Genomic DNA, 26,970 nt, shown 5'->3' with positions numbered 1-26,970 from the left:
TAATATGAGCGAAGACAGAAACTATAGCATAGCTTTTCGTGCCCATGTCAATATCCCTCGCGCCCGCGGCCCAGGATCTGCGCGGTTTGAACACCTTTGGCCTGGCGTCGCGCGCCGACGCTTTCGTCACCCTGGAGGACGAGGCCCAGCTGCCTGCCTTGTCGGCGCTGGCGGCGGCCTATCCCGCCTGTTTCGTGCTGGGCGGCGGCAGCAATCTGGTGCTGGGCGAGACCGTGGACGGCCTGGTGGCGCGGGTGGCCTTGCGCGGCATACGTCTGGTCGAGGCGCGTCCCGATGCATGGATCGTCGAGGCGGCCGCCGGCGAGCGCTGGCATGATTTTGTGGCGCATTGCGTCGAGCAGGGCTGGGATGGGCTGGAAAACCTCGCGCTCATCCCGGGCACGGTGGGCGCCGCGCCGGTCCAGAATATCGGCGCCTACGGGGTGGAGCTGGCGGATCGTTTCGACAGCCTCACCGCCTGGGACTTGCGCGAGGCGCGCGCCGTGCGCTTTTCGGCCGCGGATTGCCGTTTTGCCTATCGCGACAGCGTCTTCAAGCGCGAGCCCGGCCGCTGGCTGATCACCCGGGTGCGCTTTGCCTTGCCGCGCCCCTGGCGCGCCGTGCTGGAGTATCCGGACCTGCAGCGCTGGCCGGCCTTGCAGCAAGGGCCGGCCGATGCGCGCGCCATCTTCCAGGCGGTCTGCGATATCCGCCGCGCCAAGCTGCCCGATCCGGCCGTGGTCGGCAATGCCGGCAGCTTCTTCAAGAATCCCCTGGTCGACGCCGCCACGCGCGAGCGTCTGCAGGCCCGCTTTCCCGGCCTGGTGTCATATCCGCAGCCCGACGGGCGCTATAAGCTGGCCGCCGGCTGGCTGATCGACCAGTGCGGCTGGAAGGGGCGCGGCCTGGGGCCCGCCGCCGTGCACGACCGTCAGGCCTTGGTGCTGGTCAACCGGGGCGGGGCGCGGGCGGCCGATATCCTGGCGCTGGCGGCCGCCATCCAGGATGATGTCATGGCGCGCTATGGCGTGCGGCTGGAGCCCGAGCCCATCGTGGTGCGTTAAGGGACCCTGCATGAAAAAGCCGGCGCGAGCCGGCTTTTTCATGCAGGGTGGCGGCGCGGCTCAGAGCCCGAGCACCGCCTGCATGTCGTACAGGCCGTTGTGCTTGCCGTCGAGGAATTTGGCGGCGCGCACCGCGCCCTCGGCATAGGTGGCGCGGCTGCTGGAGCGGTGGGTGATTTCGATGCGCTCGCCCGTGCCGCAGAAGTAGACCGTGTGGTCGCCGACGATGTCGCCGCCGCGCACCACCGAAAAGCCGATGGTGCCGGGTTTGCGCGGCCCGGTGTCGCCGTGGCGCGTCCAGGTGGCCACGTCGGGCAGGGCGACATTCCAGGCCGAGGCCACGGCTTCGCCCATGGCCAGCGCGGTGCCCGAGGGCGCATCGACCTTATTGCGGTGGTGCGCTTCGAAGACCTCGACGTCATAGCCGCTGTTCAGGATCCGGGCGGCCATGTCCAGCAGCTTGAGCGTGGCGTTGACGCCCACGCTCATATTGGGCGCGAACACCACGGCGATTTTTTGCGCGGCCACTTCGATGGCGGCGCGGCCGGCATCGTCAAAGCCGGTGGTGCCGATGACCATGCGGGTGCCATGGCGCAGGCAGGCCTGCAGGTGCTCCAGCGTGCCTTCGGGGCGGGTGAAGTCGATCAGGCAGTCGGCGCCGGACAGGCTGTCCAGGTCGTCGGTGATCCGCACGCCGGTATCACGGCCCAGGAAGGCTCCGGCATCCTGGCCCAGCGACGGCGAGCCCTTGCGGTCCAGCGCCACGGCGAGTTCGACGCCCTCGGTGTTGAGGACGGCCTCGATCAGCATGTGGCCCATGCGGCCGCTGGCGCCGGCGATTGCAATACGCATTGTCTTTCCTTGGAGCTTACTTGAGGGGTTCGGGCGCATTGCCGGGCAGGCCAGGGTAGGCATTGGTCGGCGAGACCGGCGAGTTCACCTGGATGTGGGGCCGGGCCTGCTCGGCCTTCTCGGCCTTCTCGGCCTGCTCTTCGCGCTTCTCGGCGGTGTCTTCGGTGTTTGCGGCTTTCTCGGCGCGCTCGGCGTCGACCTTGTTGATCTGGAAAGGCTGCAGCTCGGGCTGCTCGTCGCCGCTCCAGCGCACCAGGCGGTCGTTCTCGAAGAAGACCGTGAAGTGGCGTTCTTCGGCCTTGCCATAGCCGGGCTTGAAGTAATAGGGGTAGTCCCAGCGGTCGGCGTGGAGCACGCTGGTCAGCGTCGGGCTGCCCAGGGCGAAGCGCACCTGTTCGCGCGACATGCCGGGCTGCAGCAGCGCGACCTGTTCGCGGGTGATCCAGTTGCCTTGCTGCATGTCCGCGCGATAGGGGAAGCCCCATTTGCCGGAAGAGCAGCCGGCCAGGGCCGCGGCCAGTACCAGGGTTCCCAGCACTGCCTTGATGGGCCGGGAGGGATTACGAGCAATCATGGACACTACGCGCCCCTATTATTGGAAACGGACAAAACCGTTATCATAAAGGTTTAAATAACGGATAGTTCCGCAAGGCAGCGGGAATTGGGGCTCTGCCAGCCAATGTCTTGTAGGCCGTTTCATCATGCGAGGCGGCGGTGCGGAAATGGGGCCGCATTACTAGACCCAGGTTGGGCCGGGCTCCGGCGCCGCGCCTCAGTGGACGGAGAGCGACTACATGAGCGACCAAAGCGAATTGAAGAACATGGGCTTGAAGGCGACGTTTCCCCGCCTCAAGATTCTCGACATTTTCCGCAAGTCGGACCAGCGCCACCTCAGCGCCGAAGACGTCTATCGCGCCCTCATCGGCGAGAGCGTCGAAATCGGCCTGGCTACCGTGTATCGCGTCCTCACCCAGTTCGAGCAGGCAGGCATCCTGAGCCGCAGCCAGTTCGACACGGGCAAGGCGGTGTTTGAACTCAACGACGGTGATCACCACGATCACCTCATCTGCACCAACTGTGGCAAGGTGGTGGAGTTTTCCGATGTCGACATCGAAAAGCGCCAGCACAAGGTCGCCAAGGACAATGGCTTTGTGCTCGAAAGCCATGCCATGGTGCTGTATGGTATTTGCTCGGACTGCCAGCGCGCCCGTTGATCGCGCCCAGCGCAGCACTCAAGCCCCGGCCCAGGCCGGGGCTTTTTTTGTCCGCGCGCCGGACGATCAGGCCGCGCGGGTGTTCTGCAGCATCTCGCGCGCGTGGTCGCGCGTGGTGGACGTGATGGTGATGCCGCCCAGCATGCGGGCCACTTCTTCGATGCGCTCGTCGGCGTCGAGTTCGACGATGCGCGAGCGCGTGACGCCGCCTTTTTCGGTCTTGCTGACGCGGAATTGGTGGTTGCCGCAGGCCGCCACCTGGGGCAGGTGGGTGACGCACAGCACCTGATGGCGCCCGCCCAGCTCGTGCAACAGCTTGCCCACGACCTCGGCCACTGCGCCGCCCACGCCGCTGTCGACTTCGTCGAAGATCAGGGTGGGCACGCGCGCCGCGCGGCTGGCGATCACCGACAGCGCCAGCGAGATGCGCGAGAGTTCGCCGCCAGAGGCCACTTTGGCCAGCGGCCGGGGGGTGGTGCCGGCATGGCCGGCGACCAGGAATTCGACGGTTTCATTGCCCTGGGCGCTGGCCGGACCGGCCGCGAGGGCCGCCTCGAAGCGGCCGCCGCTCATGGATAGGGTCTGCATGGCCTGGGTGACCTGCTTGCCCAGGTCGCGGGCGACCTTGCGGCGCGCCTCGGTCAGCAGCGCCGCGGCGCTGTCATATTGCGCCCGCGCGGCCTCGGCCTGGGCGCGCAGGGCGTCGACATCGCCGGCGGCCTGCAGCTGGGCCAGCTGCTCGCGCAGCGAGCCGTGCAGGGCGGCCAGGTGCTCGGGCTCGGTCTTGAACTTGCGCGCGGTTTCGAAGACGGCGCTCAGGCGCGCCTCGGCCGCATTCAGGCGGTCCGGATCCAGGTCGACGCGGCTCAGGTAGTTGTTCAGGTCGGAGACGGCTTCGCTCATGGCGATGCGCGCCGATTCCAGCTCTTCGGCGATGCCGCCCAGGCCGCTGTCGTGGCGCTGCATCTGTTGCAGGCGATGGCTGGCCGCGTTCAGGCGCGACAGCGCCGAGTCCTGTTCGCCATCCAGGGCTTCGAGAATCTGGCTGGCGCCATCGAGCAGCGATTGGGCATGCGACAGACGGCTGTGTTCGGCCTGCAGCGCGTCCCATTCGCCTTCGGCCAGGTTGAGGCGGTCCAGGTCTTCGGTCTGCCATTGCAGGCGTTCGCGCTCGGCGGCCAGCGCTTCGGCGTCTTGCTCGGCGGTTTCGAGCTGGCGAGCCAGGCCGCGCCAGTGCTTCCAGGCCTGCGCCACGACCTGGCGCAGCTCGCCATGCCCGCCATGCGCGTCCAGCAGCTCGCGCTGCGCGTCGGGGCGCATCAGGCTTTGGTGAGCATGTTGGCCATGGATGTCGACCAGGGTGTCGCCCAGTTCGCGCAGCTGTGTGACGGTGGCGGGCATGCCGTTGATATAGGCGCGGCTGCGCCCCTGGGCATCGATGACGCGGCGCAGCGACAGCTCTTCGGCGGGCTCGAGTTCGCGCTCGGCCAGCCAGGCCGACAGGTGCGCGGGCGTGTCGAAGATGGCCGTGATATCGGCCCTGGCCGCGCCTTCGCGCAGCACGCTGGCGTCGCCGCGCTCGCCCAGTGCCAGGGCCAGCGCGTCGATCAATATGGATTTGCCCGCGCCGGTTTCGCCCGTGAATACGGTGAAACCGGCGCCGAAATGGATTTCCGTCTGTTCGACGATGACGAAGTCGCGGATATGCAGGGTTCGCAACATGGCGGGCGCTGCCGGGATTACTCGATGTTGTCGGTGGCCTGCGGCATCAGATTCCAATGCAGCTTGCGGCGCAGGGTGGAGAAAAAGCTGTAGCCCTGGGGATGAACCAGGCGGGCGGTATGCGGGGCGCGCTGCACGGTGATGCGGTCGCCCAGTTGCAGATCCGACCAGGTCTGCATGTCGAAGTGCACCGAGGCGCCGGTCTCGACGCGGCCGATGGCCGTCAGCGTCATATTGAGCACGCCGGTGTCGGGAATCACGATGGGCCGGTTGGACAGGCTTTGCGGCGCCACCGGCACCAGGACCATGGCGTTCAGGCCCGGATGCAGCAGGGGGCCGGCGGCCGACAGCGCATAGGCCGTCGACCCCGTGGGCGTGGCGATGATGAGGCCGTCGGCGCGCTGGGTATACATATAGACGCCGTCCAGCTCGACGCGCATCTCGATCATGCCGCCGCGCCCGGCGCGGTTGAGCACCACGTCGTTCAGCGCCGAGGCGGAATACATCTGCGCGTCGCCGCGCCACACGCTGCCTTGCAGCAGCATGCGCTCTTCGATCTGGAAGTTGCCGTCCAGCACGCGCGCCAGCGCTTGGCGGGCGTCCTGCAGCGGGATATCGGTGATGAAGCCCAGGCGCCCGTGGTTGATGCCCACCAGCGGCACTCCATACGGCGCCAGGTGGCGGGCCGCGCCCAGCACCGTGCCGTCGCCGCCCATGACCACGGCCAGGGAGGCGGATTCGCCGATTTCCTGCAGCGTGGCTTCGGGGAACTCATGGACCCCGGTGTTGCGCGCCGTATCGGCGTCGACCAGGACGCGCCGGCCTGCCTGCGTGAGCATGTCGGCCAGGGCGCGCAGGGGAGCGTCCAGGCCGGTGTCCTGGTAGCGTCCGATCAGGGCGACGATAGGAAAGTGCATGAGCGGGTTTCAGTGGATTCGTGAGGCGTATCAGGCGATTATATGGGGCCGCATATCATGTCGGAGGACAAAAATCGCCTCCTGGCAAAACTTTCCATAAAATACACATATGGACGACCGCGCACGAGCTTTGTTGAAAGCGTTGATTGAACGCTATATCGCCGACGGGCAACCGGTAGGTTCGCGCACGCTTTCAAAGGTATTCGACCTTTCTCCGGCCACCATCCGCAACGTGATGGCCGACCTGGAGGAGCTGGGTCTGATCCACAGCCCCCACACCTCGGCCGGCCGCGTGCCCACTCCGCGGGGCTACCGCATGTTCGTGGATTCCCTGCTGGCCGTCCATCCCTATCAGTTCGAGCCGGCCAATATGGGCGAGCTGCTGCCCATGGTCGAGCCCAGCCGGGCCGTCAACGCGGCCGCGGCCCTGCTGTCCAACCTGACACAGTTCGCCGGCGTGGTGCTCACGCCCAAGCGGGCGCAGGTGTTTCGCCAGATCGAATTCGTGCGCCTGACCGACAAGCGGGTGCTGCTCATCATCGTCACGCCCGATGGCGACGTGCAGAACCGCATCATGCAGGTGCAGCGCGACTACGCCGAGAGCGAACTCGTCGAAGCGGCCAATTTCTTCAACCAGCACTTCTCCGGCAAGTCCTTCGACGCGGTGCGCCGCACGCTGTCGACCGAGCTGACCCAGCTGCGCGAGGATATCTCGCGCCTGATGCAGGCGGCGGTGGAGGCCGGCGCCGAGGCCGCCGACGAGGGAGATTCCGTGGTCATTTCGGGCGAGCGCAAGCTGCTGGATGTGACCGACATCGCCTCCGACATGGACCGGCTGCGCAAGATGTTCGCGCTGTTCGAAAAGAAAACCGATCTGCTGCAGCTGCTGGACGTCTCCAGCCGTGCCCAAGGCGTGCAGATCTATATCGGCGGGGATTCCCAGCTGGTGCCCATGGACGAAGTCACCGTGGTGACGGCGCCTTATGGCGTGGACGGCCAGATCGTCGGCACGCTGGGCGTGATCGGCCCGACCCGGATGTCCTATGAGCGCGTGATACCCATCGTCGATATCACCGCCCGGCTGCTGTCCAACGCGCTCAGCCACAATCAATAATTCCAACAACAACGGCATCCCGCGGGGGGTGCCCCCGGGAGAGGTCTGTGTTTCTTCGGCTGTTCAAGTACTTGTGGCCCGAGCGCTTTCTGGCGGAGCCGGCGCGCGGCGAAGACCCGTTCGATGACCATCCGCCGCCCCGCGGCCCGGGCCGCGCCGGCGTGCTGCTGGTCAACCTGGGCACCCCGGAGACGCCGTCCAAGGCCGATATCCGCAAATACCTGGGCGAATTCCTGTCCGATCCGCGCGTCATCGAGATCCCCGGCTACCTCTGGAAACCCATCCTGCACGGGCTGGTGCTGACGCTGCGGCCCAAGAAACTGGCGCCGCGCTATGCGGGCATCTGGCTGGAAGGCGGCTCGCCGCTCATGGTGTACAGCCGCCAGCAGGCCGAGGGCCTGGCCGCCGCGCTTGCCGAGCGCGGCCTGGACGTGCCGGTGGCCCTGGCCATGCGCTATGGCCAGCCTTCGGTGGCCGAGGGCATCACGCGCCTGCGCGAGCAGGGCTGCGACCACATCCTGGCGCTGCCCCTTTATCCTCAGTATGCGGCCAGCACGACCGCGACCGCGGTGGACGCCGTCACGCGCCATGCCGCGCGCCTGCGCGACCAGCCGGCCCTGCGCTTCGTCAAGCGCTTCTACGACGACCCCGCCTATCTCGACGCGCAGGCCGAGCGCATCCGCGCTTTCTGGGACGCGCAGGGCAGGCCGCAGAAGCTGCTGATGAGTTTTCATGGGCTGCCCCGCTACTCCATCGAACTGGGCGATCCTTATTACCGCGATTGCCTGGAGACCGCCCGGCTGCTGCGCGAACGTCTGGGCCTGGCGCCCGAGCAGGTCGAGGTGGCTTTCCAGAGCCGCTTTGGCTCGGCGCGCTGGATGGAACCCTATACCGAGCCCACCCTCAGGGAGCTGGCCCGCCAGGGCGTGACCGAGGTCGATGTGGTCTGCCCCGGTTTCGTGGCCGACTGCCTGGAAACCCTGGAAGAAATCGACCAGGAGTGCCGCCACGCATTCATGGAGGCCGGCGGCAAGCGCTTCCGTTACATCCCGGCGCTCAATGACAGCCCGCTGTGGGTGGCGGGCCTGGCCGACCTGGTCCAGAACCAGTTGCAAGGTTGGCCGGCCACGCGCCGGCCAATCGCGTAAACTGAAGTCGGCTGGCACGCCTGCGTGCCCAGGCATTGTCTATTCCGCGAAAGCCTTTTCAAGGAGACGGCAAGATGACACCCCCCACCCGCCCCAGCGTGGGCACCTCCGGCGCGCCCGGTCACGGCGATCTCAAGGAAGACGAGGTCGAACGGGATCTCGACGAGGCGCTGATGGAGACCTTTCCGGCCAGCGACCCCATCGCCATCACGCCCGAGGAAGACCGTCCGGACCTGATCGACGAAGCCCTGGAGGAGTCTTTCCCGGCCAGCGACCCTCCGGCGCCGGCCCAGCCCCGCAAGAAGTAAACCCCGGGCCCGTTCGCGATGCGGCGGGCCTTGGTCCTTTTTGACCCGTACCCCCCTTGAAACCAGGGAAGCGGCCCTCATTTAGGGGCTGATACCGCACTTTCCCTATTCTGGAGGATTCTCATGACGGCACCCCAAGAGCCTGTCGACCAAGACGCCGGCGCCGATCTGCCCGCTGATGACCTGCAGGCCGAACTGGCCGCCGTTCGCGCCGAACTGGCCGCCGCCCAGGCCCAGGCCCAGGCCCAGCAAGAACAGGCGCTGCGCGCCATGGCCGAAGCCGAGAATGTTCGCCGCCGCGCCCAGGAGGATGTCTCCAAGGCGCGCAAATTCGGAATCGAATCCTTCGCCGAGAGCCTCGTGCCGGTCAAGGACAGCCTGGAGGCCGCCTTGGCCCAGCCCGACCAGACCGTCGCCGCCCTGCGCGAAGGCGTGGAAGTCACCCTCAGGCAGCTGACATCCGCCTTCGAGCGCAATCTCCTGAAAGAGGTCGCGCCGGCTCCGGGAGACAAATTCGATCCGCATCTGCACCAGGCGATCTCCTCGGTGCCTGCCGAGCAGCCGGCCAATACCGTGGTGCAGCTGCTGCAAAAGGGCTATGTCATTGCCGACCGGACCCTGCGCCCCGCGCTGGTGGTGGTGTCGGCGGGTTGACCCTCCCTGTTGAAGACGCGGCCATGAGCGGCTTTGATCCCAGCCAGGTGTTCGAAACCTTCGGCATGTCGCCGGTATCGAGCGCTAATTTCGACGAAATCGTCGTTAATTCGGCGGGTGATGATCTGCGCTGCGTCTTTCTCTGGGGCGAGGACTGCTACAACTGCAATATTTTCAAGCAGACGGCGCTGTTGCACCGCGACGCCCTGCTGGAGCTGGGCCTGTCCTGGTTTCAGGCGGACGTCTACGCGGATCCCGGGCTTGGCCAGCGTTTCGGTCTGCATGGTGTGCCGACTTTTGTGCTGTTCCGTGGCGGCAAGCGCCTGGGCCGGATCACCGGCTGGCCCGGCCTGCCGCAATTCAGCGGGGCCATCCGGCGGCTGCAAATCGGATCTTGAAAAACCCTGCGGTCATCCCCAGTTAGGCTGGGACTGTGATTTTTTCGACTAATTCGATCAATAACTGATTCTTCAAGGTACTCCTACCATGAGCAAAATCATCGGCATCGACCTGGGTACGACCAACAGCTGCGTGGCAGTCATGGACGGCGGCCAGGTCAAGATCATTGAAAACGCCGAGGGCGCCCGCACGACGCCCTCCATCGTCGCCTACATGGAAGACGGCGAAATCCTGGTCGGCGCCCCGGCCAAGCGCCAGGCGGTCACCAATCCCAAGAACACCCTGTACGCGGTCAAGCGCCTGATCGGACGCAAGTTCGACGAAAAAGCGGTGCAGAAGGACATCCACCTGATGCCCTACAGCATCGTCAAGGCCGACAACGGCGACGCCTGGGTCGAAGTGCGCGGCAAGAAGCAAGCGCCTCCCCAAGTGTCGGCCGAAGTGCTGCGCAAGATGAAGAAGACCGCCGAGGACTACCTGGGCGAGCCGGTCACCGAGGCCGTCATCACGGTGCCCGCCTACTTCAACGACAGCCAGCGCCAGGCCACCAAGGACGCCGGCCGCATCGCCGGTCTCGAAGTCAAGCGCATCATCAACGAGCCGACCGCGGCCGCGCTGGCCTTCGGCCTGGACAAGGCCGAGAAGGGCGACCGCAAGATCGCCGTCTATGACCTGGGCGGCGGCACCTTCGATATCTCCATCATCGAAATCGCCGATGTCGATGGCGAAAAGCAATTCGAAGTGCTGTCGACCAACGGCGACACCTTCCTGGGCGGCGAAGACTTCGACCAGCGCATCATCGACTACATCATCGGTGAGTTCAAGAAAGAACAGGGCGTGGACCTGTCCAAGGACGTGCTGGCCCTGCAGCGCCTGAAGGAAGCCGCCGAAAAGGCCAAGATCGAGCTGTCCTCCAGCCAGCAGACCGAGATCAACCTGCCGTACATCACGGCCGATGCCTCGGGTCCCAAGCACCTGAACCTGAAGATCACGCGCGCCAAGCTGGAAGCCCTGGTCGAAGAGCTCATCGAGCGCACCATCGAACCCTGCCGCGTCGCCATCAAGGATGCCGGCGTCAAGGTCTCGGACATCGATGATGTCATCCTGGTCGGCGGCATGACCCGCATGCCCAAGGTGCAAGAGAAGGTCAAGGAGTTCTTCGGCCGCGAGCCGCGCAAGGACGTCAACCCCGACGAGGCCGTCGCCGCCGGCGCCGCCATCCAGGGTTCCGTGCTGTCGGGCGACCGCAAGGACGTGCTGCTGCTGGACGTCACCCCGCTCTCCCTGGGTATCGAAACCCTGGGCGGCGTGATGACCAAGATGATCCAGAAGAACACGACCATCCCGACCCGCTTCTCGCAGACCTTCTCGACCGCCGATGACAACCAGCCGGCCGTGACCATCAAGGTCTTCCAGGGCGAGCGCGAAATCGCCGCGGGCAACAAGGGCCTGGGCGAGTTCAACCTCGAAGGGATCCCGCCGGCGCCGCGCGGCATGCCGCAGATCGAAGTCACGTTCGACATCGACGCCAACGGCATCCTGCACGTCTCGGCCAAGGACAAGGGCACGGGCAAGGAAAACAAGATCACCATCAAGGCCAACTCCGGTCTGTCGGAAGACGAGATCCAGCGCATGGTCAAGGATGCCGAGGCCAATGCCGAGGAAGATCACCGCATCGCCGAGCTGGCCCTGGCGCGCAACCAGGCTGACGGCCTGGTGCATGCGACGCGCAAGTCGCTCACCGAGTACGGCGACAAGCTGGAAGTGGCCGAGAAGGAAAGCATCGAAAAGGCCCTGAAGGACGTCGAAGACGTGCTCAAGTCGGGCGACAAGGCCGAAATCGACGCCAAGGTCGAGGCGCTGACGCAGGCTTCGCAGAAGCTGGGCGAGAAGATGTACGCCGATGCCCAGGCCCAGCAGGCCGCGCAACAGGCGGCTCACCAGCAGGCGGCCGACAACGCCAAGCCGGTGGATGACAATGTCGTCGACGCCGACTTCAAGGAAGTCAAGCGCGACAACTGATGTTCGTTCTATGATGCAAGGCTTCGCCCGGTAACTGGACTCTGGTTATCGGGCGGATGTTTTTCATCCGTCCCCCGAAAATTGGCTCTTTCCGGAGCCCTGATTGATCATGGCAAAACGCGATTTTTACGAAGTCCTGGGTGTGGCCAAGAACGCCTCGGACGACGAACTGAAGAAGGCCTACCGGAAGCTGGCCATGAAGTACCACCCGGACCGCAATCCGGGCAACAAAGAAGCCGAGGAAAAATTCAAGGAAGCCAAGGAGGCCTACGAAGTCCTGGGCGACGAGCAAAAGCGCGCCGCTTATGATCGCTATGGCCATGCGGGCGTGGACCCGAATGCCGCCGGCGGGGCCGGCATGGGCGGCGGTTTTGCCGACGCCTTTGGCGATATCTTCGGCGAGATTTTCGGCGGCGGGCGCCGCGCCGGCGGCGGGCCCCAGGTCTACCGGGGCGCGGACCTGAAGTACGCGCTGGAGATCACGCTGGAGCAGGCCGCCAGCGGTTTCGAAACCGAAATCCGCGTTCCCAGCTGGGAAAACTGTGATACCTGCCACGGCTCGGGCGCCAAGCCCGGCACCACGCCCAAGACCTGCCGCACTTGCGGCGGCTCGGGGGCCGTGCGCATGCAGCAAGGCTTTTTCAGCGTGCAGCAGACCTGCCCGACCTGCCATGGCAGCGGCAAGGAGATCACCGATCCCTGCCCGAGCTGCGACGGGGTGGGCCGCACGCGCCGCAACAAGACGCTGCAGGTCAAGATTCCGGCCGGCATCGATGACGGCATGCGCATCCGCTCCGCCGGCAACGGCGAGCCGGGCGTCAATGGCGGCCCGGCGGGCGATCTCTACGTCGAGATCCATATCAAGCAGCACCGCATCTTCCAGCGCGACAACGATGATCTGCATTGCGAGCTGACCATCCCCTTCACCACGGCGGCCCTGGGCGGCGAGCTGCAGGTGCCGACGCTGGGCGGCAAGGCCGAGATCTCCATCCCGGAGGGCACGCAGTCGGGCAAGACTTTCCGTCTGCGCGGCAAGGGCATACGCGGCGTGCGCTCCTCCTACCCGGGCGATCTGTATTGCCATGTGGTGGTCGAGACGCCGGTGCGCCTGAGCGACGAGCAAAAGAACATCCTGCGTCAGTTCGAGGCTTCGCTCAATGACGGGGGTGATCGCCACTCGCCGCAAAGCAAGTCCTGGACCGATCGCGTGAAGGAATTCTTCAGCTGATCGCGGCGCCCGGCCGCGGTCCCGATGTGAAAAACCCCGCAAGCTGGACGCGAGTCCAGCCTGCGGGGTTTTTGTTTGGATTGCTCAGGGCGCGGCTTTCTGCTTGGCGAAGTCGCCCGCCACCGCGGTGCTGAAACCCTCGGGCTTGAGGTATTTCTTCAGGGCGGCATTGACCGCGGCCGGCGTGAGCGCGGCGAGCTTTTTATCGACCTCGGCCGACCAGGCGAAGCTGCGCTGGGTGCGCATATAGGTCATCCAGTTGGAGGCCAGGACGTCATCCTGGGCGCGCGCCAGGCTGCGATAGTTGAGCAGGGCGGCGATGCCGTCGCGCACTTCCTTGTCGCTGAAGCCTTCTTTCAGCACGCGCGCCAGCTCTTCGGAAATGGCCGTTTCCAGGCGCGTCCGGTTCTCGGGGGCGTAGATGGCGTAGACCGTCCAGCTGGAGCTGGGCTCATAGGAAGAGATCGAGAGGTTGCTGCGGACGTTATAGGACAGCCCATCGGTTTCGCGCACCCGATGCCACAGGCGCGAGGTCTCGGAGGTGCCCAGCAGGAAGTTGGCCAGGTAGAGCGGGACGTAATCCGGGTTGGTGTCCTGCAGTTGCAGGGGCATGCGCGAGATATAGAAGGCATTGGCCTTGTCCGGCGTTTCGATGGTGAAACGCTCGGCCTTGACCTGGCGGAAGGGGTCGGGGATGCGGGTATAGGCCGGGGCGCGCTTCCAGCCATCCAGGCCTTTCTTGAGCGCGGCCTCGACGGCGGCCGGGTCGAAATCGCCCACGGCCGACAACTTGACCTGGCCCGCGCCGTAGAAACGCTCATGGGCCTGGACCACGGCCTCGCGGGTCAGCCCGCGGATATTGGACAGCGCTTCGTCGAAGGTCGGCACGTAGCGGATGTCGTCGGGCTTCCAGGGGTTGTTGTGGCGGGCCAGCGCGCGCGAGGCCAGGGCCGTGGGCTCGGTCATCGCGCTCTGGATGGCCGTGGCCGATTGGCGCTTGTATTCGTCAAGCTGCTCCTGGGGGAAGCTGGCGTTGCGGGTGATGTCCAGCATCAGTTCGACCAGCGCCGGCAGGTTCTGGCCGGTGGTCGACATGCTGATGGACAGGTCGGTGCCGGCGCCGTTGATGGAGACATCGGCCTGCAGCTGGTCGATGCGGTCGCTGATCTGCTGGCGCGTCAGGGCGGGCGTGCCTCGGGCGAGCAGGTCGGCCACGGCGCCGATGGCGGTGCGCTGCCCGCGCAGGCTGTCGGCGTCGCCGAACTGCACCAGCAGGTCGGCCTGCACGCGGTTGCCGCGCGTGGCCTTGGGCAGCAGGGCCAGCTCGACGGGGCCGTTGGGCAGGTCCAGGCGGCGGCGCTGGGTCAGCTTGTCGATATTGGCGGGGGTGGGGTCGAAGGCGTCCGCGGCCTTGAAATCCGGGTCGCCCTTGTAGTCCTTGAAAACAGCGCTGAGGTCGGGGCGGGTCTCCTGGGGCGCGCGCTGCGGCTTGTCGGTGGGGATGTAGCGGCCGGCGACGCGGTTGCTCTGGCGCAGATAGGTATCGGCCACGCGCTGGACGTCGGCCAGCTTGGCTTCGCGGACACGGTCGCGCTGCAGGAAGAACAGGCGCCAGTCGCCCGTGGCGATGGCCTCGGAGAGGGCCACGCCGACTTTTTCCGGGTCGCTATAGGTCTGCTGCCAGGCGGTCAGCCATTTGTTGCGGGCGCGCTCCAGCTCCTCGCCGGTGAAGGGCTGGCTGGAGACGGTCTCCAGCGTCTTGGTCAGGGCGGCGAGCGCCGCGTCCTGGTCCATGCCGGGCTGCAATTGAGCGCCGAACATGGCCACGCCGGGATCGCGCTGGTCCATCGTGAAGCCGAATACGTCGGAGGCCAGCTTGGTGGGCACCAGGGCGTGATACAGGCGTCCGGACGGCGTGTCCGAGAGCATGACGGTGGCCAGGTCCATGGGAATGAAATCAGGGCTGCCGGCGGCCGGGATGTGGTACATGGCCGCCACCAGCGGCGTGCCGCCGGCCCGCCGCAGCGTCACCGAGCGCTCGCCATCCTGGGCCGGCTCGACGGTGTACTCGCGCCGCAGCTGGCGCTTGGGCTTGGGCAGCTTGCCCAGGGTGGCCTCGATGTCGGTCAGCACGGTCTTGGGGTCGAACTTGCCGGCGACGATGAGCACGGCGTTGTCCGGCTGGTAATACTCATGATAGAAGGCGCGCAGCTGGCCGACATCGACGTTTTCGACATCCGAGCGCGCGCCGATGGTGTTCTTGCCGTAGCTGTGCCACTGGTAGGCGGCGGCCTGCATCTTCTGCATGAGAATGCGGAAAGGATTGTTTTCGCCGCTTTCCATCTCATTGCGCACCACCGTCATTTCGGAGTCCAGGTCCTCCTTGGCGATCAGGGAGTTGACCATGGCGTCGGCCTGCCAGCCCAGGTACCAGCGCAGCGTTTCCGGATTGGCGGCGAAGCTGGCGAAGTAGTTGGTGCGGTCGGTGGAGGTCGAGCCATTGGCCTGCAGCCCGCGGCGCGAGAATTCGCCCAGCGCATTGCGCGTGGTGGGCGTGCCCTTGAAGAGCATGTGTTCCAGCAGGTGGGCCATGCCGGTCTGGCCGTAGTTTTCGTTGCGAGAACCGACCAGATAGGTCATGTTGACGGTCGTTGTGGGCTTGGAGGCGTCCGGCACCAGCAGCACGCGCAAGCCGTTGTCCAGCCTGTATTCGGTGATGCCTTCGATGGAGGCGACCTCGGTGGCCTTGGGGGACGGAGCCGCCCCGGCCTGCAGGCCCAGGAAGGAGGCGACCAGCACGGCACTCAGGCGGCTGGCGAAACCGGTCAGCGTGAGACGCATATTGAGGATCCTTTGCAACGGCGAAGTGCTTTGAGTGTATACGCTGGAAAGGGTTCAGCCCGTCCCCCTCGCCAGAAGGAGACGCTTGTAGGGGACGCAGCCGCCGCAGTACGCTGGGCACGGTGGGCGCATCGCCGCCCACCCCCGACGGGTTGTGCGACAGCTCCCCGGCTACCCGTCCATCGCCTCCACGCCGCTGCCTTGCCGGCGCGTGCGCTTGCCAGATCGCGCTCCCTGCCGTGGCCGGCCGCTGCCGCCACGCCCCTCCGGAGGATGTTTCCCATGTTGACCGATACCGTCACGCGAGCCCTTTCTTTCCTGTTTGGCCGTTCCCTGACGCAAGACCATATCCGCGGCCAGTTCCGCTATGCCTATGCCAGTGAGGACGGCCGCTATGTCGCCATATTCACGCACGATGCCACCACCTATGTGGTCGATGTCAACGGCGAGCGTTACCACCTTGAGCCCGGCGTGCAGCCTTGCGGCTTCTCGGGACATGTGCTTGAGGTCGAGATCGCGCGCGGCATCGCGGCCAATGATCTGTTCGACCTGGACATGGATGCCGAGGAAATCGCCTGGCGGGGCTGCCCAGCCTCTCGGGCGAGCGGCCGGGTGGCCTGAGGCGCCGGCCTATTTCGCCAGCAGCCGCATGGCCTGCTCCAGGCCGGCCACCGTCACCGGGAACATCCTCTCCTGCATGATGTCGCGCATGAGGGCGATGGACTGCCGGTACTGCCAATAGGCCGAAGGCTCGGGATTGAGCCAGACGGCCTTGGGCCAGGCATCGAGCAGGCGGCGCATCCACACCGCGCCCGGCTCCTTGTTGTAGTGTTCGACCGAGCCGCCGGGCTGCAGGATCTCGTATGGGCTCATGGTGGCGTCTCCGACGATGATGAGACGCCAGTCGGGGTTGTACTTGCGCAGCACGTCCCAGGTGTCGAAGCGCTCGTTCTTGCGGCGGGCGTTGCTCTGCCACAAGGACTCGTAGGGGCAGTTGTGGAAGTAATAGACGTCCAGGTTGTGGAATTCGCTGCGCGCGGCCGAGAATAGTTCTTCGACGCGCGCGATGTGGTCGTCCATGCTGCCGCCCACGTCCAGCAGCATCAGCACCTTGACGTTGTTGCGCCGCTCGGGCACCAGGCGCAGGTCCAGATAGCCGGCATTGCGCGCGGTGCTGGCGATGGTGTCGTCCAGGTCCAGCTCCAGGTCGGCGCCTTCGCGCGCGAAGCGGCGCAGGCGCCGCAGGGCGACCTTGAAGTTGCGCGTCCCCAGCTCGACCTGGTCATCGTAGTCACGGAACTGCCGCATGTCCCAGACCTTGACGCCGGTGCGATGGCCCGCCGACTCCCCTCCCACCCGGATGCCCTCGGGGTGGTAGCCGCCATTGCCGAAGGCCGAGCTGCCGCCGGTGCCTATCCATTTGTTGCCGCCGGCATGGCGCTCTTGCTGTTCGGCCAGCCGCTGCTTGAAAAGCGCCATGAGCTTGTCCCAGCCATGGCGCTGGATGGCGGCCCTTTCTTCGTCGGTCAGGCTTTTTTCGAACTGCTTGATCAGCCAGTCCAGCGGGATCTCGCGGTCGGCTGGTAGAACGGCCTCGATCTTCTTGTAATAGCTGCCGAAGGCCTGGTCATAGCGGTCGAACAGGCTTTCGTCCTTGACCAGGGTGGTGCGGGCGAGAAAGTAGAAATCGTCCAGCGTCGGCGGCATCACCTGGGCGCGCAGCGCTTCGAGCAAGGTCAGGTATTCGTTGACCGAGACCGGCAGCCGGTGCGCGCGCAGGTGATAGAAGAAGTCGGTCAGCATGTCGGTCAGCGGCGTTGCGCGTTGCGGGCCATGCTGGCGAGGCGGTCCAGCAGCTGGACATCCTGCTCGTTCTTGAGCAGCGCGCCGGCCAGGATGGGGACGGCGGCGTGGGCGTCGATGCGCTCGGCCTCAATGCCTTCGGCCAGCAGCAGCCGCAGCCAGTCCAGCAGCTCGGAGGTGGACGGTTTTTTCTTCAGGCCGGGCGCTTCGCGCAGCGCGAAAAAAGTGTCTAGCGCCGCGCGCAGCACATCCTCGCGCAATTGCGGGAAATGCACGGCGACGATGTCGCGCATGGTCTCGCGCTCGGGGAAGCGGATGTAGTGGAAGAAGCAGCGGCGCAGGAAGGCGTCGGGCAGGTCTTTCTCGTTGTTGGAGGTGATGATGACCAGGGGACGGTGGCGCGCGGCGATGGTCTGGCGCGTCTCGTACACATGGAATTCCATGCGGTCCAGTTCGCGCAGCAGGTCGTTGGGAAACTCGATGTCGGCCTTATCGATCTCGTCGATGAGCAGCACGACCGGCTCCTCGGCTTCAAAGGCCTGCCACAAAGTGCCTTGCACGATGTAGTTGCGGATGTCGCGGACTTTCTCGTCGCCCAGCTGCGAGTCGCGCAGGCGCGAGACCGCGTCATATTCGTAAAGCCCCTGGTGAGCCTTGGTGGTGGACTTGATGTGCCATTGCAGCAGGGGCCGGCCCAGCGCGCGGGCGACTTCTTCGGCCAGCATGGTCTTGCCGGTGCCCGGCTCGCCCTTGATGAGCAGCGGGCGCTGCAGCGTCAGCGCCGCGTTGACGGCAAGTTTGAGGTCATCGGTGGCAACGTAGCGGTCGGTGCCTTCGAAGCGTTCGGGGCTTGCGGCGGTGGAGGATTGGGGCATGGAGACGAAACTCGGTTTAGGCTATGCGGGTTAGCCCGCCTGTGCGGCGGAAAGACGAAAGGCTTGGTTTCGCAACAATTATCGTACAATCGCCTGGATTTGCGGCCGGGCTTGGCCCGAAGCCTTTCACAGCCCCGTTTCAGCCATTCCAAGAGTCACTCCAATGAAGTCGCGAACCTCGATGAAGTGCAAGTTGTATGTGCTGTCCGTAGTAGCCTCCTGTGCGATCTCAGGCCCCGCGTGGGCCGCCGATGCGCCGTCGGCCGGCAATGTCCAGAATGCCCGGGACAAGATCTCGATGTGCATAGGGTGCCACGGCATCCCCGGATACAAGGCCTCTTTCCCCGAGCTGTACCACGTCCCCATGATTGCGGGCCAGAACGCCAAGTACATCGAGGCGGCCCTCAATGAGTACAAGAAAGGCGCGCGCAGCCACCCGACGATGGACGCCATCGCGGGCAGCCTGTCGGATCAGGATATCGCTGATCTGGCCGCGTACTACTCCCAACTCAAATAAACGGGGCAAACCATGAAACGCTTGATGCTTGCCCTTGCGGGCGCTTCCTTGTTGGCCGCCTCCGCGCAGGCCCAGGACCTGGCCGCCGGGCGCGCGGTGTTCGAGAAGTTCAATTGCGCGTCCTGCCATGGCGCGGATGCGCGCAACTCGGTGCAGCCGGAGTATCCGGTGCTGGCCGGCCAGCATGCGGATTATCTTGCTCACGCGCTCAAGGCCTACAAGCGCGGCGCGGCGGGCAGCGCGGCCACCGCCAATGTGCGCAAGAACCCCATCATGGGGGCGTTCGCGGCCCAGCTATCGGATCAGGACATCGCCAATGTCACGGTCTGGCTGGCTTCGCTGCCCGGCCCCTTGAGCGTGCACAAATAAGGCGGTTCAGCGCTCGGCGCGCTGGCGGATGAGGTCGATGTAGACATCGCTGTCCAGCGCCGCGCCCAGGCGCTGCGCTTCCCAGACCACCTGGCCCAGGCACTCCATGATTTCATGGGCGGCCTGGTGCGCATCCATGCGGCGCACCAGCCTCTGGTAGGCGTCGCGGATGCCACGCGGGTGGTCGATGGACAGCTGCTCGGCGATGGCCAAATGCATGGACAGGTGCAGAAAGGGATTGGTGCGCCCCTTCTCGACCGGGTATTCGGCCGTCATGGCCTCCGGGCTCTCGAGATCGCCGTGGTACTCGGGGTGTTCGAGCATCCAATCCAGCGCCATCGACTCCAGCGGCGTGAGGACCTCGCTCGCCCGATGCTTGCGCCAGGTTTCGATAAAGAATTCGCGAACTTGGTCGCGCGAGGGATTGAACATCGTTACGCCAGGGAAAAGTGCTTGCAGGCCCATATTTTACCCCTGGCGCGGGCCGTGCCGGACCGGCCCCCGGTTTGCACTATAGAATGACTCCATGTTCGCCGGCGGCGCCGCAGCGCCCGCGGGCACGCGCGTCAATGGAGAGTGGAGCAAGCACGATGTCGTATCAACATATCAAGATCCCCCAGGGGGGACAGAAGATCACGGTCAACCCCGACCTCAGCCTGAACGTGCCGGACCAGGTCATCATCCCCTATATCGAAGGCGATGGCACGGGCGCCGACATCACGCCCGTCATGCTCAAGGTGGTGGACGCCGCCATCGACAAAGCCTACCAGGGCAAGCGCCGCATCCACTGGATGGAAGTCTATGCCGGCGAGAAGGCCACGCGCGTCTATGGTGGCGACACCTGGCTGCCCGAAGAGACGCTGGAGGTGGTGCGCGAATACCTCGTGTCCATCAAGGGCCCCATCACCACGCCGGTGGGCGGCGGCATGCGCTCGCTGAACGTGGCCTTGCGCCAGCAGCTGGACCTCTATGCCTGCGTGCGTCCGGTGCGCTATTTCGAGGGCGTGCCGTCGCCGGTGCGCGAGCCGCAGAACACCGATGTGGTGCTGTTTCGCGAAAACTCCGAAGACATCTACGCCGGCATCGAATACATGGCCGGCACGCCCGAGGCCAAGAAGCTCATCGACTTCCTGCAGGACGAGCTGGGCGTGACCCAGATCCGCTTTCCCGACAGCGCGTCCATCGGCATCAAGCCGGTCTCGCGCGAGGGTACCGAGCGCCTGGTGCGCAAAGCCATCCAGTACGCCATCGATCATGACCGCGGCTCGGTCACTCTGGTGCACAAGGGCAACATCATGAAGTTCACCGAAGGCGGTTTCCGCGACTGGGGCTATGCCCTGGCGCGCCGCGAATTCGGCGCCCAGCTGGTGGACAACGGGCCGTGGTGCAAGTTCAAGAACCCCAAGACCGGGCGCGACATCCTCATCAAGGACAGCATCGCCGACGCCTTCCTGCAGCAAGTGCTGATGCGCCCGAAAGAGTGCGATGTCATCGCCACGCTCAACCTCAATGGCGACTATATCTCCGACGCGGTGGCCGCCCAGGTCGGCGGCATTGGCATCGCGCCGGGCGGCAATCTCTCCGATTCCGTGGCGATGTTCGAGGCCACGCATGGTTCGGCGCCCAAGTATGCGGGCAAGGACTACGTCAACCCGGGTTCGGAAATCCTGTCCGCTGAAATGATGCTGCGCCATATGGGCTGGACCGAGGCCGCCGACCTCATCATCTCCAGCATGGAGAAGACCATCCGGTCCAAGCATGTCACCTATGATTTTGCGCGTCTGCTGCCGGGCGCCGTGCAGGTGTCGTGCTCGGGCTTCGGCCAGCAGATGATCCGGAATATGTGAGGCCGCACAAGGCCTTGCGCAGGCGGGCGGCCAGCGCCTCGCTGGCCGGCATCATGGGCGGACGCAGCTCGTCCTCGATCCAGCCCTGCAAGGCCAGCGCTTTCTTCAGGGGCGCGGGATTGGGCTCGGCAAACAGCAGGCGGATCAGGTGCCGCAGCGTGGCGAAGGTCGCGCCGGCCGCCTGGCCGTCGCCCTGCCGCGCCTGCCGGCGCAGGGCGACGTGCAGTTCCGGGAACAGATGCGCGCTGGCCGGGATCGCCGCCTGGCCGCCGGCAGTCCAGTGTTCCAGCAGCGCCATGTCCTCGCCGCAGATGGCCGGCATGCTGCCGCGGCCGCGCAGCGCCGCCAGAGCCACGGGATCGCACTCCTTGACGCCGATCACGGCGGGCAGCTCCGCGTGCAGCCGCTCCAGCGTGGCCACGGTCAGCGCGCTGCCGGTGCGCTTGGGCACGTTGTAGGCAATGATGGGATGCCGCGTGGCCCAGGCCAGTTCGCGGTAGTGCCAGAGCATGCCCTGCTGGCCGGGGCAGAGGTAGTAGGGCGGCGCGACCAGCCAGGCCGTCGGCGCATATTTCTCCAGACGCTGCATGAGCGCCGCCACGCCACGGGTGTCCACGCCGCCCACGCCGAAGGCCAGGGGCAGCCCTCCGGGGTCGGCGCGCAGCGCGCTGATCATGTCCACTTTCTCGGACACGCTCAATAGATTGCCCTCGCCGGTCGAGCCGAAGAGCACCAGACCGTCCAGGCCCGCATCCTGGTAGTAGGCCGCCAGCCGCTGCAGGGCCCGCAGGTCGACGCGCCCGGCGCGCATGGGCGTGACCAGGGGCAGCCAGATGCCTTGCAATGTCTTGTCCATGAGGCGGCGCTCAGCACAGGGGGCCGAATTCGGCGCGAGGCAGCTGGCGCATCAGACCCGTCATCAGGGTCTCCATGCGCGCGCGGTCGCGCGCGGCCAGGGCGATGCCGATGCGCGGGCCATGTTCGACCAGGCGGTAATCGCCCCTGGGCGCGCCGCACAGGCGCAGCGCGCGGCGCAGCAAGGGCAGTTGCGGGGTTTCCACGCGGATCAGCAAGCAGGGGGTCGCCATGGTGTTCAGGAAAGAGTGGGACATGGCCGCACTATAGGAATCTCCGCGTAAACGGCGCGCATAAAGCGCCGCGATGCGCGTAAAAATGCCGTCAACATCAGAAGCCGCGATTGACCGCATGGATGACCGTGGCGCGCAAAGAACGCGCAAAAGGCCGGCCTGCTATCCCGCGTAGCGATAGCCCACGCCGACCTCGGTCAGCAGATAGGCTGGCTGGGCCGGGTCGGCCTCCAGCTTCTGGCGCAGATGGCCCATGTAGATGCGCAGATAGTGGTTGCTCTCGACATGCGAGGGGCCCCAGACTTCGCGCAATAGCTCGCGGTGGGTGACGACCTTGCCGCGCCGCGAAAGCAGGGCGGCCAGCAAGCGGTACTCCATCGGTGTCAGATGGACGGGCTGGCCGCCGCGCGTGACCAGGCGGCGCGCCAGATCGACGTGGACGTCGCCAAACCGCGCCTCGGCGGCCTGGCCGGCGCCGCCGCGCGCGTGGCGGCGCAGCAGCACGCGCAGGCGCGCCAACAGCTCGCCTACCCCGAAAGGCTTGCTCAGGTAGTCGTCGGCTCCGGCATCCAGGGCGGCGATCTTGTCGCTTTCTTCCGCGCGGGCCGACAGCACCAGCACGGGCACTTCGGTCCAGCCGCGCAGCTCGCGCAAGAGCGTCATGCCGTCTTCGTCGGGCAGGCCCAGGTCGAGCACGATGGCGTCGGGCTGGCGCGTGCCGGCCTCGACCAGGCCGCGCTGCACGGTCTCGGTTTCAAAGACGGCGCAGCCTTCGGACTCCAGGGCCTGACGGACGAAGCGCCGGATATGGGGATCGTCCTCGACGATCAATACGGTGGGTTGGTAGTCGAACATGGTCTTAAGGGACCTCGATCTCGATGGCGGGCGGCTGGCCCAGCGGCAGCTCGAAGGCAAAACGCGCGCCCTGGCCGCCGGGCGCGGGTTCGACCCAGATGCGGCCGTGGTGCGCCTGGATGATGGCGCGGCAGACGGACAGGCCCAGGCCGACTCCCGGCAGCGGCGACTCGCGCTCGCCGCGCGTGAACTTCTGGAATATGAGCGTTTCGCGGCCGGGCGCGATGCCCGGGCCCTGGTCGGTGACGCTGACTTGCAGGGCCTCGCCGCGCACCTGGGCTTCCAGCGTAATGGTGCCGCCGGGCGGGCTGTACTTGGCGGCATTTTCCAGCAGATTGCACAGGACGCGCTCGATGAGGATACCGTCGCATTCGACCAGCGGCAGGTCCGACAGCGGGAGCACCCGCAAGCGATGCGCGCGCAGGGTCTCGCGCATGGCGGCCAGCGCGGCGCCGGCCAGCTCCTCGATGGATTGCCACTCCCGCTTGAGCGGCGCGCCATGGCTTTGCAGGCGCGCCATGTCCAGCAGGTTGACCACCATCAGGTGCATGCGCCGGGCCTGGTCGCGGATGGCCAGCGCCTGCTCCTGCGTGGCCGCGTCCGGCGAGCCTCGGGCCAGGGTTTCGGTCATGCCGATGAGGCCGGTAAGCGGCGTGCGCAGGTCGTGCGAGACGGCGGCCAGCAGGGAGTTGCGCAGCTTCTCGGATTCGACATTGAGCAGGGCCTGCTGGGCGACTTCCACATAGTGCAGGCGTTCGACGGCGATGGCGATCAGGGTGGCATAGGCCTGCGCCTGGCGCCAGGCCGTGGGCGAGGCGGCCACCGGCCGCGCGGTGCGCAGCACCAGCACGCCGCGCACGCGCATGGGCGCGGTCAGTGGCAGATAGAGCAGGGGGCTGTTGGCCAGCGTGCTGGTGCCCGCGCCGGCGGCTTGGCCGTGGTCCTGGACCCATTGCGCCAGCGCGGGCTCGGGGACGGCCGCGCCGGAGGCGGCGGCCAGGTGCAGCCGGTCGTCCAGGCCCAGGATGTAGAGCGCGCTGTCGGCGTCGAAGGCCGCCTTCAGAAAGGTGTCGGCCGCCTGGACGATCTGCTCGGATTGCAGGGCCGAGGACAGCTCGCGGGCGAACTCATAGAGCGCCCGCGCATCGGCCTCGCGCTTGACCGAGGTCTCGGCCTGCGCGCGCAGCCCCGCGGTGAGCTGGCCGATGAGCAGGCCGACGCCCAGCAGCACGGCGAAGGTCAGCACATACTGCACATCGGAGACCGCAAAGGAGGAGATGGGCTGGACGAAGAAATAGTCGAACAAAGCCACGCTCACCACCGAGGCCAGCGCGGCCGGGCCGCGTCCGTGGCGCAGCGCCACGCCGACCACGGCCAGCAGGTAGAACATGACGATATTGGTCTGGTGCAGCAGCGGAAAGGCGGCCTGCGACGCGGCGGTGGCCAGCGCGCAATAGGCCAGGGCCCAGCCATAGCCTGACCCGCGGCGAGGCGCGGTGCGCGCCGGCGCTTCGCGCCCGGTCGGCGGCGCCGGCGCATGGGCGGGCGCGGCCACGCGCAGGATGTCGATATCGGGGCAGGCGCGCGCCAGCTGCTCGGCAAAACCGCGGCCGTGCCACAGGCGGCCGGGGGTGAGCAGGCGGTCCAGCCAGGGCGCGCGCGCCCAGCCGCCCCGCGCGCGGCCGACCACGATCTTGGTGATGTTGTGGCGCCGCGCATAGCGCGCCGTGGCCTCCACCATGTCGGCGCCGGCGAGGGTTTCGCAATGCGCGCCCAGGCTTTCGGCCAAGGCCAGCGCCTGTTCCAGCCGCCGGGCCTGGCCGTCGGGCGCCGGCTGCACCCGCAGTCCCTCGATGGTGATGGCATGCCATTCGCAATCGAGCTGCTGGGCCAGGCGGTGCGCGCTGCGCACCAGGTGTTCGGCGTCGTTGTCTGGCCCGATGCAGGCGGCCAGGGCTTCGCGCGTGCGCCACACCGGCTGGATGGCCGCGTCGCGCCGATAGGCCTGGACGTCCTCGTCCACGTGCTCGGCGGTGCGGCGCAGGGCCAGCTCGCGCAGGGCGATGAGATTGCCCTTGCGGAAGAAGTTGCGCGTGGCGTGGCGCGCCTGTTCGGGCACGTAGACCTTGCCGTCCTTGAGCCGGCGCAGCAATTCATCGGCCGAGAGGTCGACCAGGATGATTTCGTCGGCCTGGTCGAAGATGTCGTCGGGCACGGTTTCCCAGACCCGCACGCCGGTGATGCCGCCCACGGCTTCGTTCAGGCTTTCGAGATGCTGGACATTGAGCGTGGTCCAGACGTCGATGCCGGCGTGCAGCAGGTCCTGCACGTCCTGCCAGCGCTTGGCGTGCTGGGCCCCCGGCGCATTGCTGTGGGCAAGCTCGTCGAGCAGCACCAGGCCGGGGCGGCGGCGCAGGGCGCCTTCCAGGTCGAACTCGGCCAGCATGCGGCCGCGGTGGGGCAGTTGCCGCGGCGGCAGCTGCGGCAGGCCTTCGAGCAGCTGCCGGGTTTCCTTGCGGCCGTGAGTCTCGACGACGCCGGCCAGCACATCGGCGCCCTGGGCCATCTGGGCATGCGCGCCGGCCAGCATGGCGTAGGTCTTGCCCACGCCGGCCGAGGCGCCGAAATAGATGCGCAGGCGGCCACGGCGCGCTGCCTGTTCCGCTTGCCGCAGCGATTGCAGCAGGCGGTCGGGATCGGGGCGCTCGGCGCCGGGTTCGGCCATGGGGTCGGGAGATTGTTCAGAGGCAACGCGCCTACTATACGCCGGCATCCAGCGCCAGATTCAGGGCCAGCACATTGACGACAGGCTGGCCCAGGATGGTCGGCCAGGGGCGTTCGACATGACGGTCGATCAGGGCCTGCACCCGGGCCAGCGGCAGGCCGCGTTCGCGCGCCACGCGAGCGGCCTGGTAGCGCGCCGCCTCGGGGCTGATGTGCGGATCCAGTCCGCTGCCCGAGGCCGTGAGCAAGTCCACCGGGATGGGCGCCGGGTTGCCGGGATCGGCCTGGCGCAGGGCCTCGGCGCGCGCGCGGGCCGCCTCGGCCAGCGCCGGATTGGTCGGGCCCAGATTGGAGCCGCCGCTGGATGCTCCGTTATAGGCCATGGGCGCGGTGGCCGACGGCCGTCCCCAGAAGTAACGCGGTTCGCTGAAGTACTGGCCGATCAGCCTGGAGCCGACGGCCTGGCCGTGGCGCTCGACCAGGGAGCCGGCGGCCTGCTCGGGGAAGAAGACGCGCGCCAGGCCCGTGGCCGCGAAGGGGTAGAGCAGGCCGGTGGCCAGGGACAGCGCCACGAACAGCGTGAGCGCCGGACGGATGAGAGCGGTGGTCTTGGTTTGCATGATGATCTCCGTTCAGGCCCAGCCGAGCGCGGCCAGCACCATGTCGATGAGCTTGATGCCCGCGAACGGGACGATGAGGCCGCCCAGGCCGTAGATGAGGAGATTGCGGCGCAGCAGGCCGGCCGCGCCCAGGGGGCGGTAGCGCACGCCGCGCAAGGCCAGCGGGATCAGCATCACGATGATGAGCGCGTTGAAAATGACCGCCGACAGGATGGCCGAGGCCGGCGTGGTCAGCGCCATCAGGTTCAGGGCGCCCAGCTGCGGATAGACGCTGGTGAAGGCCGCCGGGATGATGGCGAAGTATTTGGCGACATCGTTGGACACGCTGAACGTGGTCAGCGCGCCGCGCGTCATCAGCATCTGTTTGCCGATTTCCACGATCTCGATCAGCTTGGTGGGATTGGAGTCCAGGTCCACCATGTTGCCGGCTTCCTTGGCGGCCTGGGTGCCGGAATTCATGGCCACGGCGACATCGGCCTGGGCCAGCGCGGGCGCATCGTTGGTGCCGTCGCCCGTCATGGCGACCAGCCGCCCTTCGGCCTGGTAGGCGCGGATGAGCTTGAGCTTGGCTTCGGGCGTGGCCTCGGCCAGATAGTCGTCCACGCCCGCCTCGGCCGCGATGGAGGCCGCGGTCAGCTTGTTGTCGCCGGTGATCATCACGGTCTTGATGCCCATGCGGCGCAGTTCGGCGAAGCGCGGCTGGATGTCGGGCTTGACGATGTCCTTGAGTTCGATGACGCCCAGGGCGCGGCCGTTTTCGGCCACCGCCAGGGGCGTGCCGCCGCGGCG

At 66.6% G+C, this 26,970-nt stretch carries 27 protein-coding genes; 13 read left to right on the top strand and 14 right to left on the bottom strand.

The genetic code is table 11. The annotated features are described in order from the left end of the window. Positions 1-44 precede the first annotated feature (44 nt). Positions 45-1,064, top strand: a complete 1,020-nt coding sequence (gene murB, locus L540_RS10600; protein WP_180961672.1) for a UDP-N-acetylmuramate dehydrogenase — start codon at positions 45-47, stop codon at positions 1,062-1,064. Between the two features lie 60 nt (positions 1,065-1,124). Here murB and dapB read toward each other — a convergent pair whose 3' ends face one another. Further along, positions 1,125-1,916, bottom strand: coding sequence for a 4-hydroxy-tetrahydrodipicolinate reductase (gene dapB / locus L540_RS10595; RefSeq protein ID WP_043213457.1), 792 nt, complete (start codon positions 1,914-1,916; stop codon positions 1,125-1,127). A gap of 16 nt (positions 1,917-1,932) precedes the next feature. Further along, the gene (locus tag L540_RS10590; RefSeq protein WP_043213458.1) at positions 1,933-2,490 is read right to left on the bottom strand and encodes an outer membrane protein assembly factor BamE; all 558 of its coding nucleotides are present in this window, start codon (positions 2,488-2,490) and stop codon (positions 1,933-1,935) included. Positions 2,491-2,710: 220 nt separating this feature from the next. Between L540_RS10590 and fur the strand changes: the two genes are divergently transcribed. Then, entirely contained in the window at positions 2,711-3,130 is a 420-nt protein-coding gene (gene fur / locus L540_RS10585) for a ferric iron uptake transcriptional regulator (protein WP_043213460.1), read from the top strand. A gap of 66 nt (positions 3,131-3,196) precedes the next feature. On the opposite strand, the gene recN is transcribed toward fur, so the two are convergent. After that, entirely contained in the window at positions 3,197-4,852 is a 1,656-nt protein-coding gene (gene recN / locus L540_RS10580) for a DNA repair protein RecN (protein WP_043213462.1), read from the bottom strand. Between the two features lie 17 nt (positions 4,853-4,869). After that, the gene (locus tag L540_RS10575; protein ID WP_043213464.1) at positions 4,870-5,769 is read right to left on the bottom strand and encodes an NAD kinase; all 900 of its coding nucleotides are present in this window, start codon (positions 5,767-5,769) and stop codon (positions 4,870-4,872) included. A gap of 109 nt (positions 5,770-5,878) precedes the next feature. Here L540_RS10575 and hrcA point away from each other — a divergent pair, with 109 nt between their 5' ends. The 7 genes from hrcA (at position 5,879) to dnaJ (ending at position 12,642) form a co-directional block, all read left to right on the top strand. Beyond that, positions 5,879-6,883 carry a heat-inducible transcriptional repressor HrcA gene (gene hrcA / locus L540_RS10570; protein ID WP_043213467.1) on the top strand — a complete coding sequence of 335 codons (1,005 nt, stop codon included), beginning with the start codon at positions 5,879-5,881 and terminating at the stop codon, positions 6,881-6,883. Between the two features lie 47 nt (positions 6,884-6,930). Further along, the gene (gene hemH, locus L540_RS10565; protein WP_043213469.1) at positions 6,931-8,031 is read left to right on the top strand and encodes a ferrochelatase; all 1,101 of its coding nucleotides are present in this window, start codon (positions 6,931-6,933) and stop codon (positions 8,029-8,031) included. 74 nt (positions 8,032-8,105) lie between these two features. Beyond that, the gene (locus L540_RS10560) at positions 8,106-8,339 is read left to right on the top strand and encodes a hypothetical protein (protein ID WP_043213471.1); all 234 of its coding nucleotides are present in this window, start codon (positions 8,106-8,108) and stop codon (positions 8,337-8,339) included. A gap of 123 nt (positions 8,340-8,462) precedes the next feature. After that, positions 8,463-8,993, top strand: a complete 531-nt coding sequence (gene grpE / locus L540_RS10555) for a nucleotide exchange factor GrpE (RefSeq protein ID WP_043213475.1) — start codon at positions 8,463-8,465, stop codon at positions 8,991-8,993. A 23-nt stretch (positions 8,994-9,016) separates the two neighbouring features. Next, the gene (locus tag L540_RS10550; RefSeq protein WP_043213477.1) at positions 9,017-9,391 is read left to right on the top strand and encodes a thioredoxin family protein; all 375 of its coding nucleotides are present in this window, start codon (positions 9,017-9,019) and stop codon (positions 9,389-9,391) included. Between the two features lie 88 nt (positions 9,392-9,479). Further along, positions 9,480-11,414, top strand: coding sequence for a molecular chaperone DnaK (gene dnaK / locus L540_RS10545; RefSeq protein WP_043213479.1), 1,935 nt, complete (start codon positions 9,480-9,482; stop codon positions 11,412-11,414). A 109-nt stretch (positions 11,415-11,523) separates the two neighbouring features. Continuing rightward, complete coding sequence (gene dnaJ, locus L540_RS10540; protein WP_043213761.1) at positions 11,524-12,642, top strand: molecular chaperone DnaJ; 1,119 nt, start codon at positions 11,524-11,526, stop codon at positions 12,640-12,642. Positions 12,643-12,726: 84 nt separating this feature from the next. Here dnaJ and L540_RS10535 read toward each other — a convergent pair whose 3' ends face one another. After that, positions 12,727-15,483 carry a M16 family metallopeptidase gene (locus tag L540_RS10535; protein WP_043213481.1) on the bottom strand — a complete coding sequence of 919 codons (2,757 nt, stop codon included), beginning with the start codon at positions 15,481-15,483 and terminating at the stop codon, positions 12,727-12,729. Positions 15,484-15,765: 282 nt separating this feature from the next. Between L540_RS10535 and L540_RS10530 the strand changes: the two genes are divergently transcribed. Then, positions 15,766-16,104: a hypothetical protein gene (locus tag L540_RS10530; protein WP_043213483.1), complete on the top strand. Its 339-nt coding sequence runs from the start codon at positions 15,766-15,768 to the stop codon at positions 16,102-16,104. A gap of 9 nt (positions 16,105-16,113) precedes the next feature. Here the strand turns inward: L540_RS10530 and L540_RS10525 are convergent, their stop codons facing one another. After that, positions 16,114-17,286 (bottom strand): vWA domain-containing protein, encoded by a 1,173-nt coding sequence (locus L540_RS10525; protein ID WP_043213486.1) that lies wholly within the window; start codon positions 17,284-17,286, stop codon positions 16,114-16,116. Between the two features lie 5 nt (positions 17,287-17,291). After that, positions 17,292-18,161 carry an AAA family ATPase gene (locus L540_RS10520; RefSeq protein ID WP_043213488.1) on the bottom strand — a complete coding sequence of 290 codons (870 nt, stop codon included), beginning with the start codon at positions 18,159-18,161 and terminating at the stop codon, positions 17,292-17,294. Positions 18,162-18,324: 163 nt separating this feature from the next. On the opposite strand from L540_RS10520, the gene L540_RS10515 reads away from it, so the two are divergent. Beyond that, positions 18,325-18,678: a c-type cytochrome gene (locus L540_RS10515; RefSeq protein WP_043213491.1), complete on the top strand. Its 354-nt coding sequence runs from the start codon at positions 18,325-18,327 to the stop codon at positions 18,676-18,678. 12 nt (positions 18,679-18,690) lie between these two features. Then, positions 18,691-19,047 (top strand): c-type cytochrome, encoded by a 357-nt coding sequence (locus tag L540_RS10510; protein WP_043213494.1) that lies wholly within the window; start codon positions 18,691-18,693, stop codon positions 19,045-19,047. A gap of 6 nt (positions 19,048-19,053) precedes the next feature. On the opposite strand, the gene L540_RS10505 is transcribed toward L540_RS10510, so the two are convergent. Next, positions 19,054-19,479, bottom strand: coding sequence for a DUF1841 family protein (locus L540_RS10505; RefSeq protein ID WP_043213496.1), 426 nt, complete (start codon positions 19,477-19,479; stop codon positions 19,054-19,056). A gap of 158 nt (positions 19,480-19,637) precedes the next feature. Here L540_RS10505 and icd point away from each other — a divergent pair, with 158 nt between their 5' ends. Further along, entirely contained in the window at positions 19,638-20,894 is a 1,257-nt protein-coding gene (gene icd, locus L540_RS10500; RefSeq protein ID WP_043213498.1) for an NADP-dependent isocitrate dehydrogenase, read from the top strand. On the opposite strand, the gene L540_RS10495 is transcribed toward icd, so the two are convergent. The 6 genes from L540_RS10495 to L540_RS10470 all read right to left on the bottom strand — a co-directional run. Continuing rightward, a complete protein-coding gene (locus L540_RS10495) occupies positions 20,809-21,750 on the bottom strand; it encodes a dihydrodipicolinate synthase family protein (protein ID WP_068945294.1) in 942 nt (313 codons plus the stop codon). The two genes, icd and L540_RS10495, sit on opposite strands and share 86 nt — an antisense overlap. A gap of 10 nt (positions 21,751-21,760) precedes the next feature. Further along, positions 21,761-22,006: a hypothetical protein gene (locus L540_RS10490; protein ID WP_043213500.1), complete on the bottom strand. Its 246-nt coding sequence runs from the start codon at positions 22,004-22,006 to the stop codon at positions 21,761-21,763. Positions 22,007-22,144: 138 nt separating this feature from the next. Next, the gene (kdpE, locus tag L540_RS10485; RefSeq protein ID WP_043213502.1) at positions 22,145-22,837 is read right to left on the bottom strand and encodes a two-component system response regulator KdpE; all 693 of its coding nucleotides are present in this window, start codon (positions 22,835-22,837) and stop codon (positions 22,145-22,147) included. Positions 22,838-22,841: 4 nt separating this feature from the next. Beyond that, positions 22,842-25,562: a DUF4118 domain-containing protein gene (locus tag L540_RS10480; RefSeq protein ID WP_043213504.1), complete on the bottom strand. Its 2,721-nt coding sequence runs from the start codon at positions 25,560-25,562 to the stop codon at positions 22,842-22,844. Between the two features lie 34 nt (positions 25,563-25,596). Further along, positions 25,597-26,181 carry a potassium-transporting ATPase subunit KdpC gene (gene kdpC, locus L540_RS10475; protein WP_043213506.1) on the bottom strand — a complete coding sequence of 195 codons (585 nt, stop codon included), beginning with the start codon at positions 26,179-26,181 and terminating at the stop codon, positions 25,597-25,599. Positions 26,182-26,193: 12 nt separating this feature from the next. Beyond that, a partial coding sequence (locus tag L540_RS10470) for an HAD-IC family P-type ATPase (protein WP_048026267.1) occupies positions 26,194-26,970 on the bottom strand: 777 nt, incomplete at its 5' end.

It is taken from the genome of Bordetella pseudohinzii, assembly GCF_000657795.2.
GTDB lineage: Bacteria > Pseudomonadota > Gammaproteobacteria > Burkholderiales > Burkholderiaceae_B > Bordetella > Bordetella pseudohinzii.
Note: the sequence above shows the minus strand (reverse complement) of the source record. Positions and strands in the feature narration are given on the sequence as shown.

Excerpts from the sequence above, each read along its gene's own strand:
- L540_RS10490 (WP_043213500.1), bottom strand. The coding sequence starts at position 22,006 with ATGTCCCACTCTTTCCTGAACACCATGGCGACCCCCTGCTTGCTGATC.
- L540_RS10560 (WP_043213471.1), top strand. The coding sequence starts at position 8,106 with ATGACACCCCCCACCCGCCCCAGCGTGGGCACCTCCGGCGCGCCCGGT.
- L540_RS10550 (WP_043213477.1), top strand. The coding sequence starts at position 9,017 with ATGAGCGGCTTTGATCCCAGCCAGGTGTTCGAAACCTTCGGCATGTCG.
- L540_RS10530 (WP_043213483.1), top strand. The coding sequence starts at position 15,766 with ATGTTGACCGATACCGTCACGCGAGCCCTTTCTTTCCTGTTTGGCCGT.
- L540_RS10520 (WP_043213488.1), bottom strand. The coding sequence starts at position 18,161 with ATGCCCCAATCCTCCACCGCCGCAAGCCCCGAACGCTTCGAAGGCACC.
- hrcA (WP_043213467.1), top strand. The coding sequence starts at position 5,879 with ATGGACGACCGCGCACGAGCTTTGTTGAAAGCGTTGATTGAACGCTAT.
- kdpC (WP_043213506.1), bottom strand. The coding sequence starts at position 26,181 with ATGCAAACCAAGACCACCGCTCTCATCCGTCCGGCGCTCACGCTGTTC.
- L540_RS10590 (WP_043213458.1), bottom strand. The coding sequence starts at position 2,490 with ATGATTGCTCGTAATCCCTCCCGGCCCATCAAGGCAGTGCTGGGAACC.
- recN (WP_043213462.1), bottom strand. The coding sequence starts at position 4,852 with ATGTTGCGAACCCTGCATATCCGCGACTTCGTCATCGTCGAACAGACG.
- L540_RS10525 (WP_043213486.1), bottom strand. The coding sequence starts at position 17,286 with ATGCTGACCGACTTCTTCTATCACCTGCGCGCGCACCGGCTGCCGGTC.
- dnaJ (WP_043213761.1), top strand. The coding sequence starts at position 11,524 with ATGGCAAAACGCGATTTTTACGAAGTCCTGGGTGTGGCCAAGAACGCC.
- dnaK (WP_043213479.1), top strand. The coding sequence starts at position 9,480 with ATGAGCAAAATCATCGGCATCGACCTGGGTACGACCAACAGCTGCGTG.
- fur (WP_043213460.1), top strand. The coding sequence starts at position 2,711 with ATGAGCGACCAAAGCGAATTGAAGAACATGGGCTTGAAGGCGACGTTT.
- grpE (WP_043213475.1), top strand. The coding sequence starts at position 8,463 with ATGACGGCACCCCAAGAGCCTGTCGACCAAGACGCCGGCGCCGATCTG.
- L540_RS10575 (WP_043213464.1), bottom strand. The coding sequence starts at position 5,769 with ATGCACTTTCCTATCGTCGCCCTGATCGGACGCTACCAGGACACCGGC.
- murB (WP_180961672.1), top strand. The coding sequence starts at position 45 with ATGTCAATATCCCTCGCGCCCGCGGCCCAGGATCTGCGCGGTTTGAAC.
- L540_RS10535 (WP_043213481.1), bottom strand. The coding sequence starts at position 15,483 with ATGCGTCTCACGCTGACCGGTTTCGCCAGCCGCCTGAGTGCCGTGCTG.
- kdpE (WP_043213502.1), bottom strand. The coding sequence starts at position 22,837 with ATGTTCGACTACCAACCCACCGTATTGATCGTCGAGGACGATCCCCAT.
- L540_RS10515 (WP_043213491.1), top strand. The coding sequence starts at position 18,325 with ATGAAGTCGCGAACCTCGATGAAGTGCAAGTTGTATGTGCTGTCCGTA.
- L540_RS10510 (WP_043213494.1), top strand. The coding sequence starts at position 18,691 with ATGAAACGCTTGATGCTTGCCCTTGCGGGCGCTTCCTTGTTGGCCGCC.
- dapB (WP_043213457.1), bottom strand. The coding sequence starts at position 1,916 with ATGCGTATTGCAATCGCCGGCGCCAGCGGCCGCATGGGCCACATGCTG.
- L540_RS10495 (WP_068945294.1), bottom strand. The coding sequence starts at position 21,750 with ATGGACAAGACATTGCAAGGCATCTGGCTGCCCCTGGTCACGCCCATG.
- L540_RS10480 (WP_043213504.1), bottom strand. The coding sequence starts at position 25,562 with ATGGCCGAACCCGGCGCCGAGCGCCCCGATCCCGACCGCCTGCTGCAA.
- icd (WP_043213498.1), top strand. The coding sequence starts at position 19,638 with ATGTCGTATCAACATATCAAGATCCCCCAGGGGGGACAGAAGATCACG.
- L540_RS10505 (WP_043213496.1), bottom strand. The coding sequence starts at position 19,479 with ATGTTCAATCCCTCGCGCGACCAAGTTCGCGAATTCTTTATCGAAACC.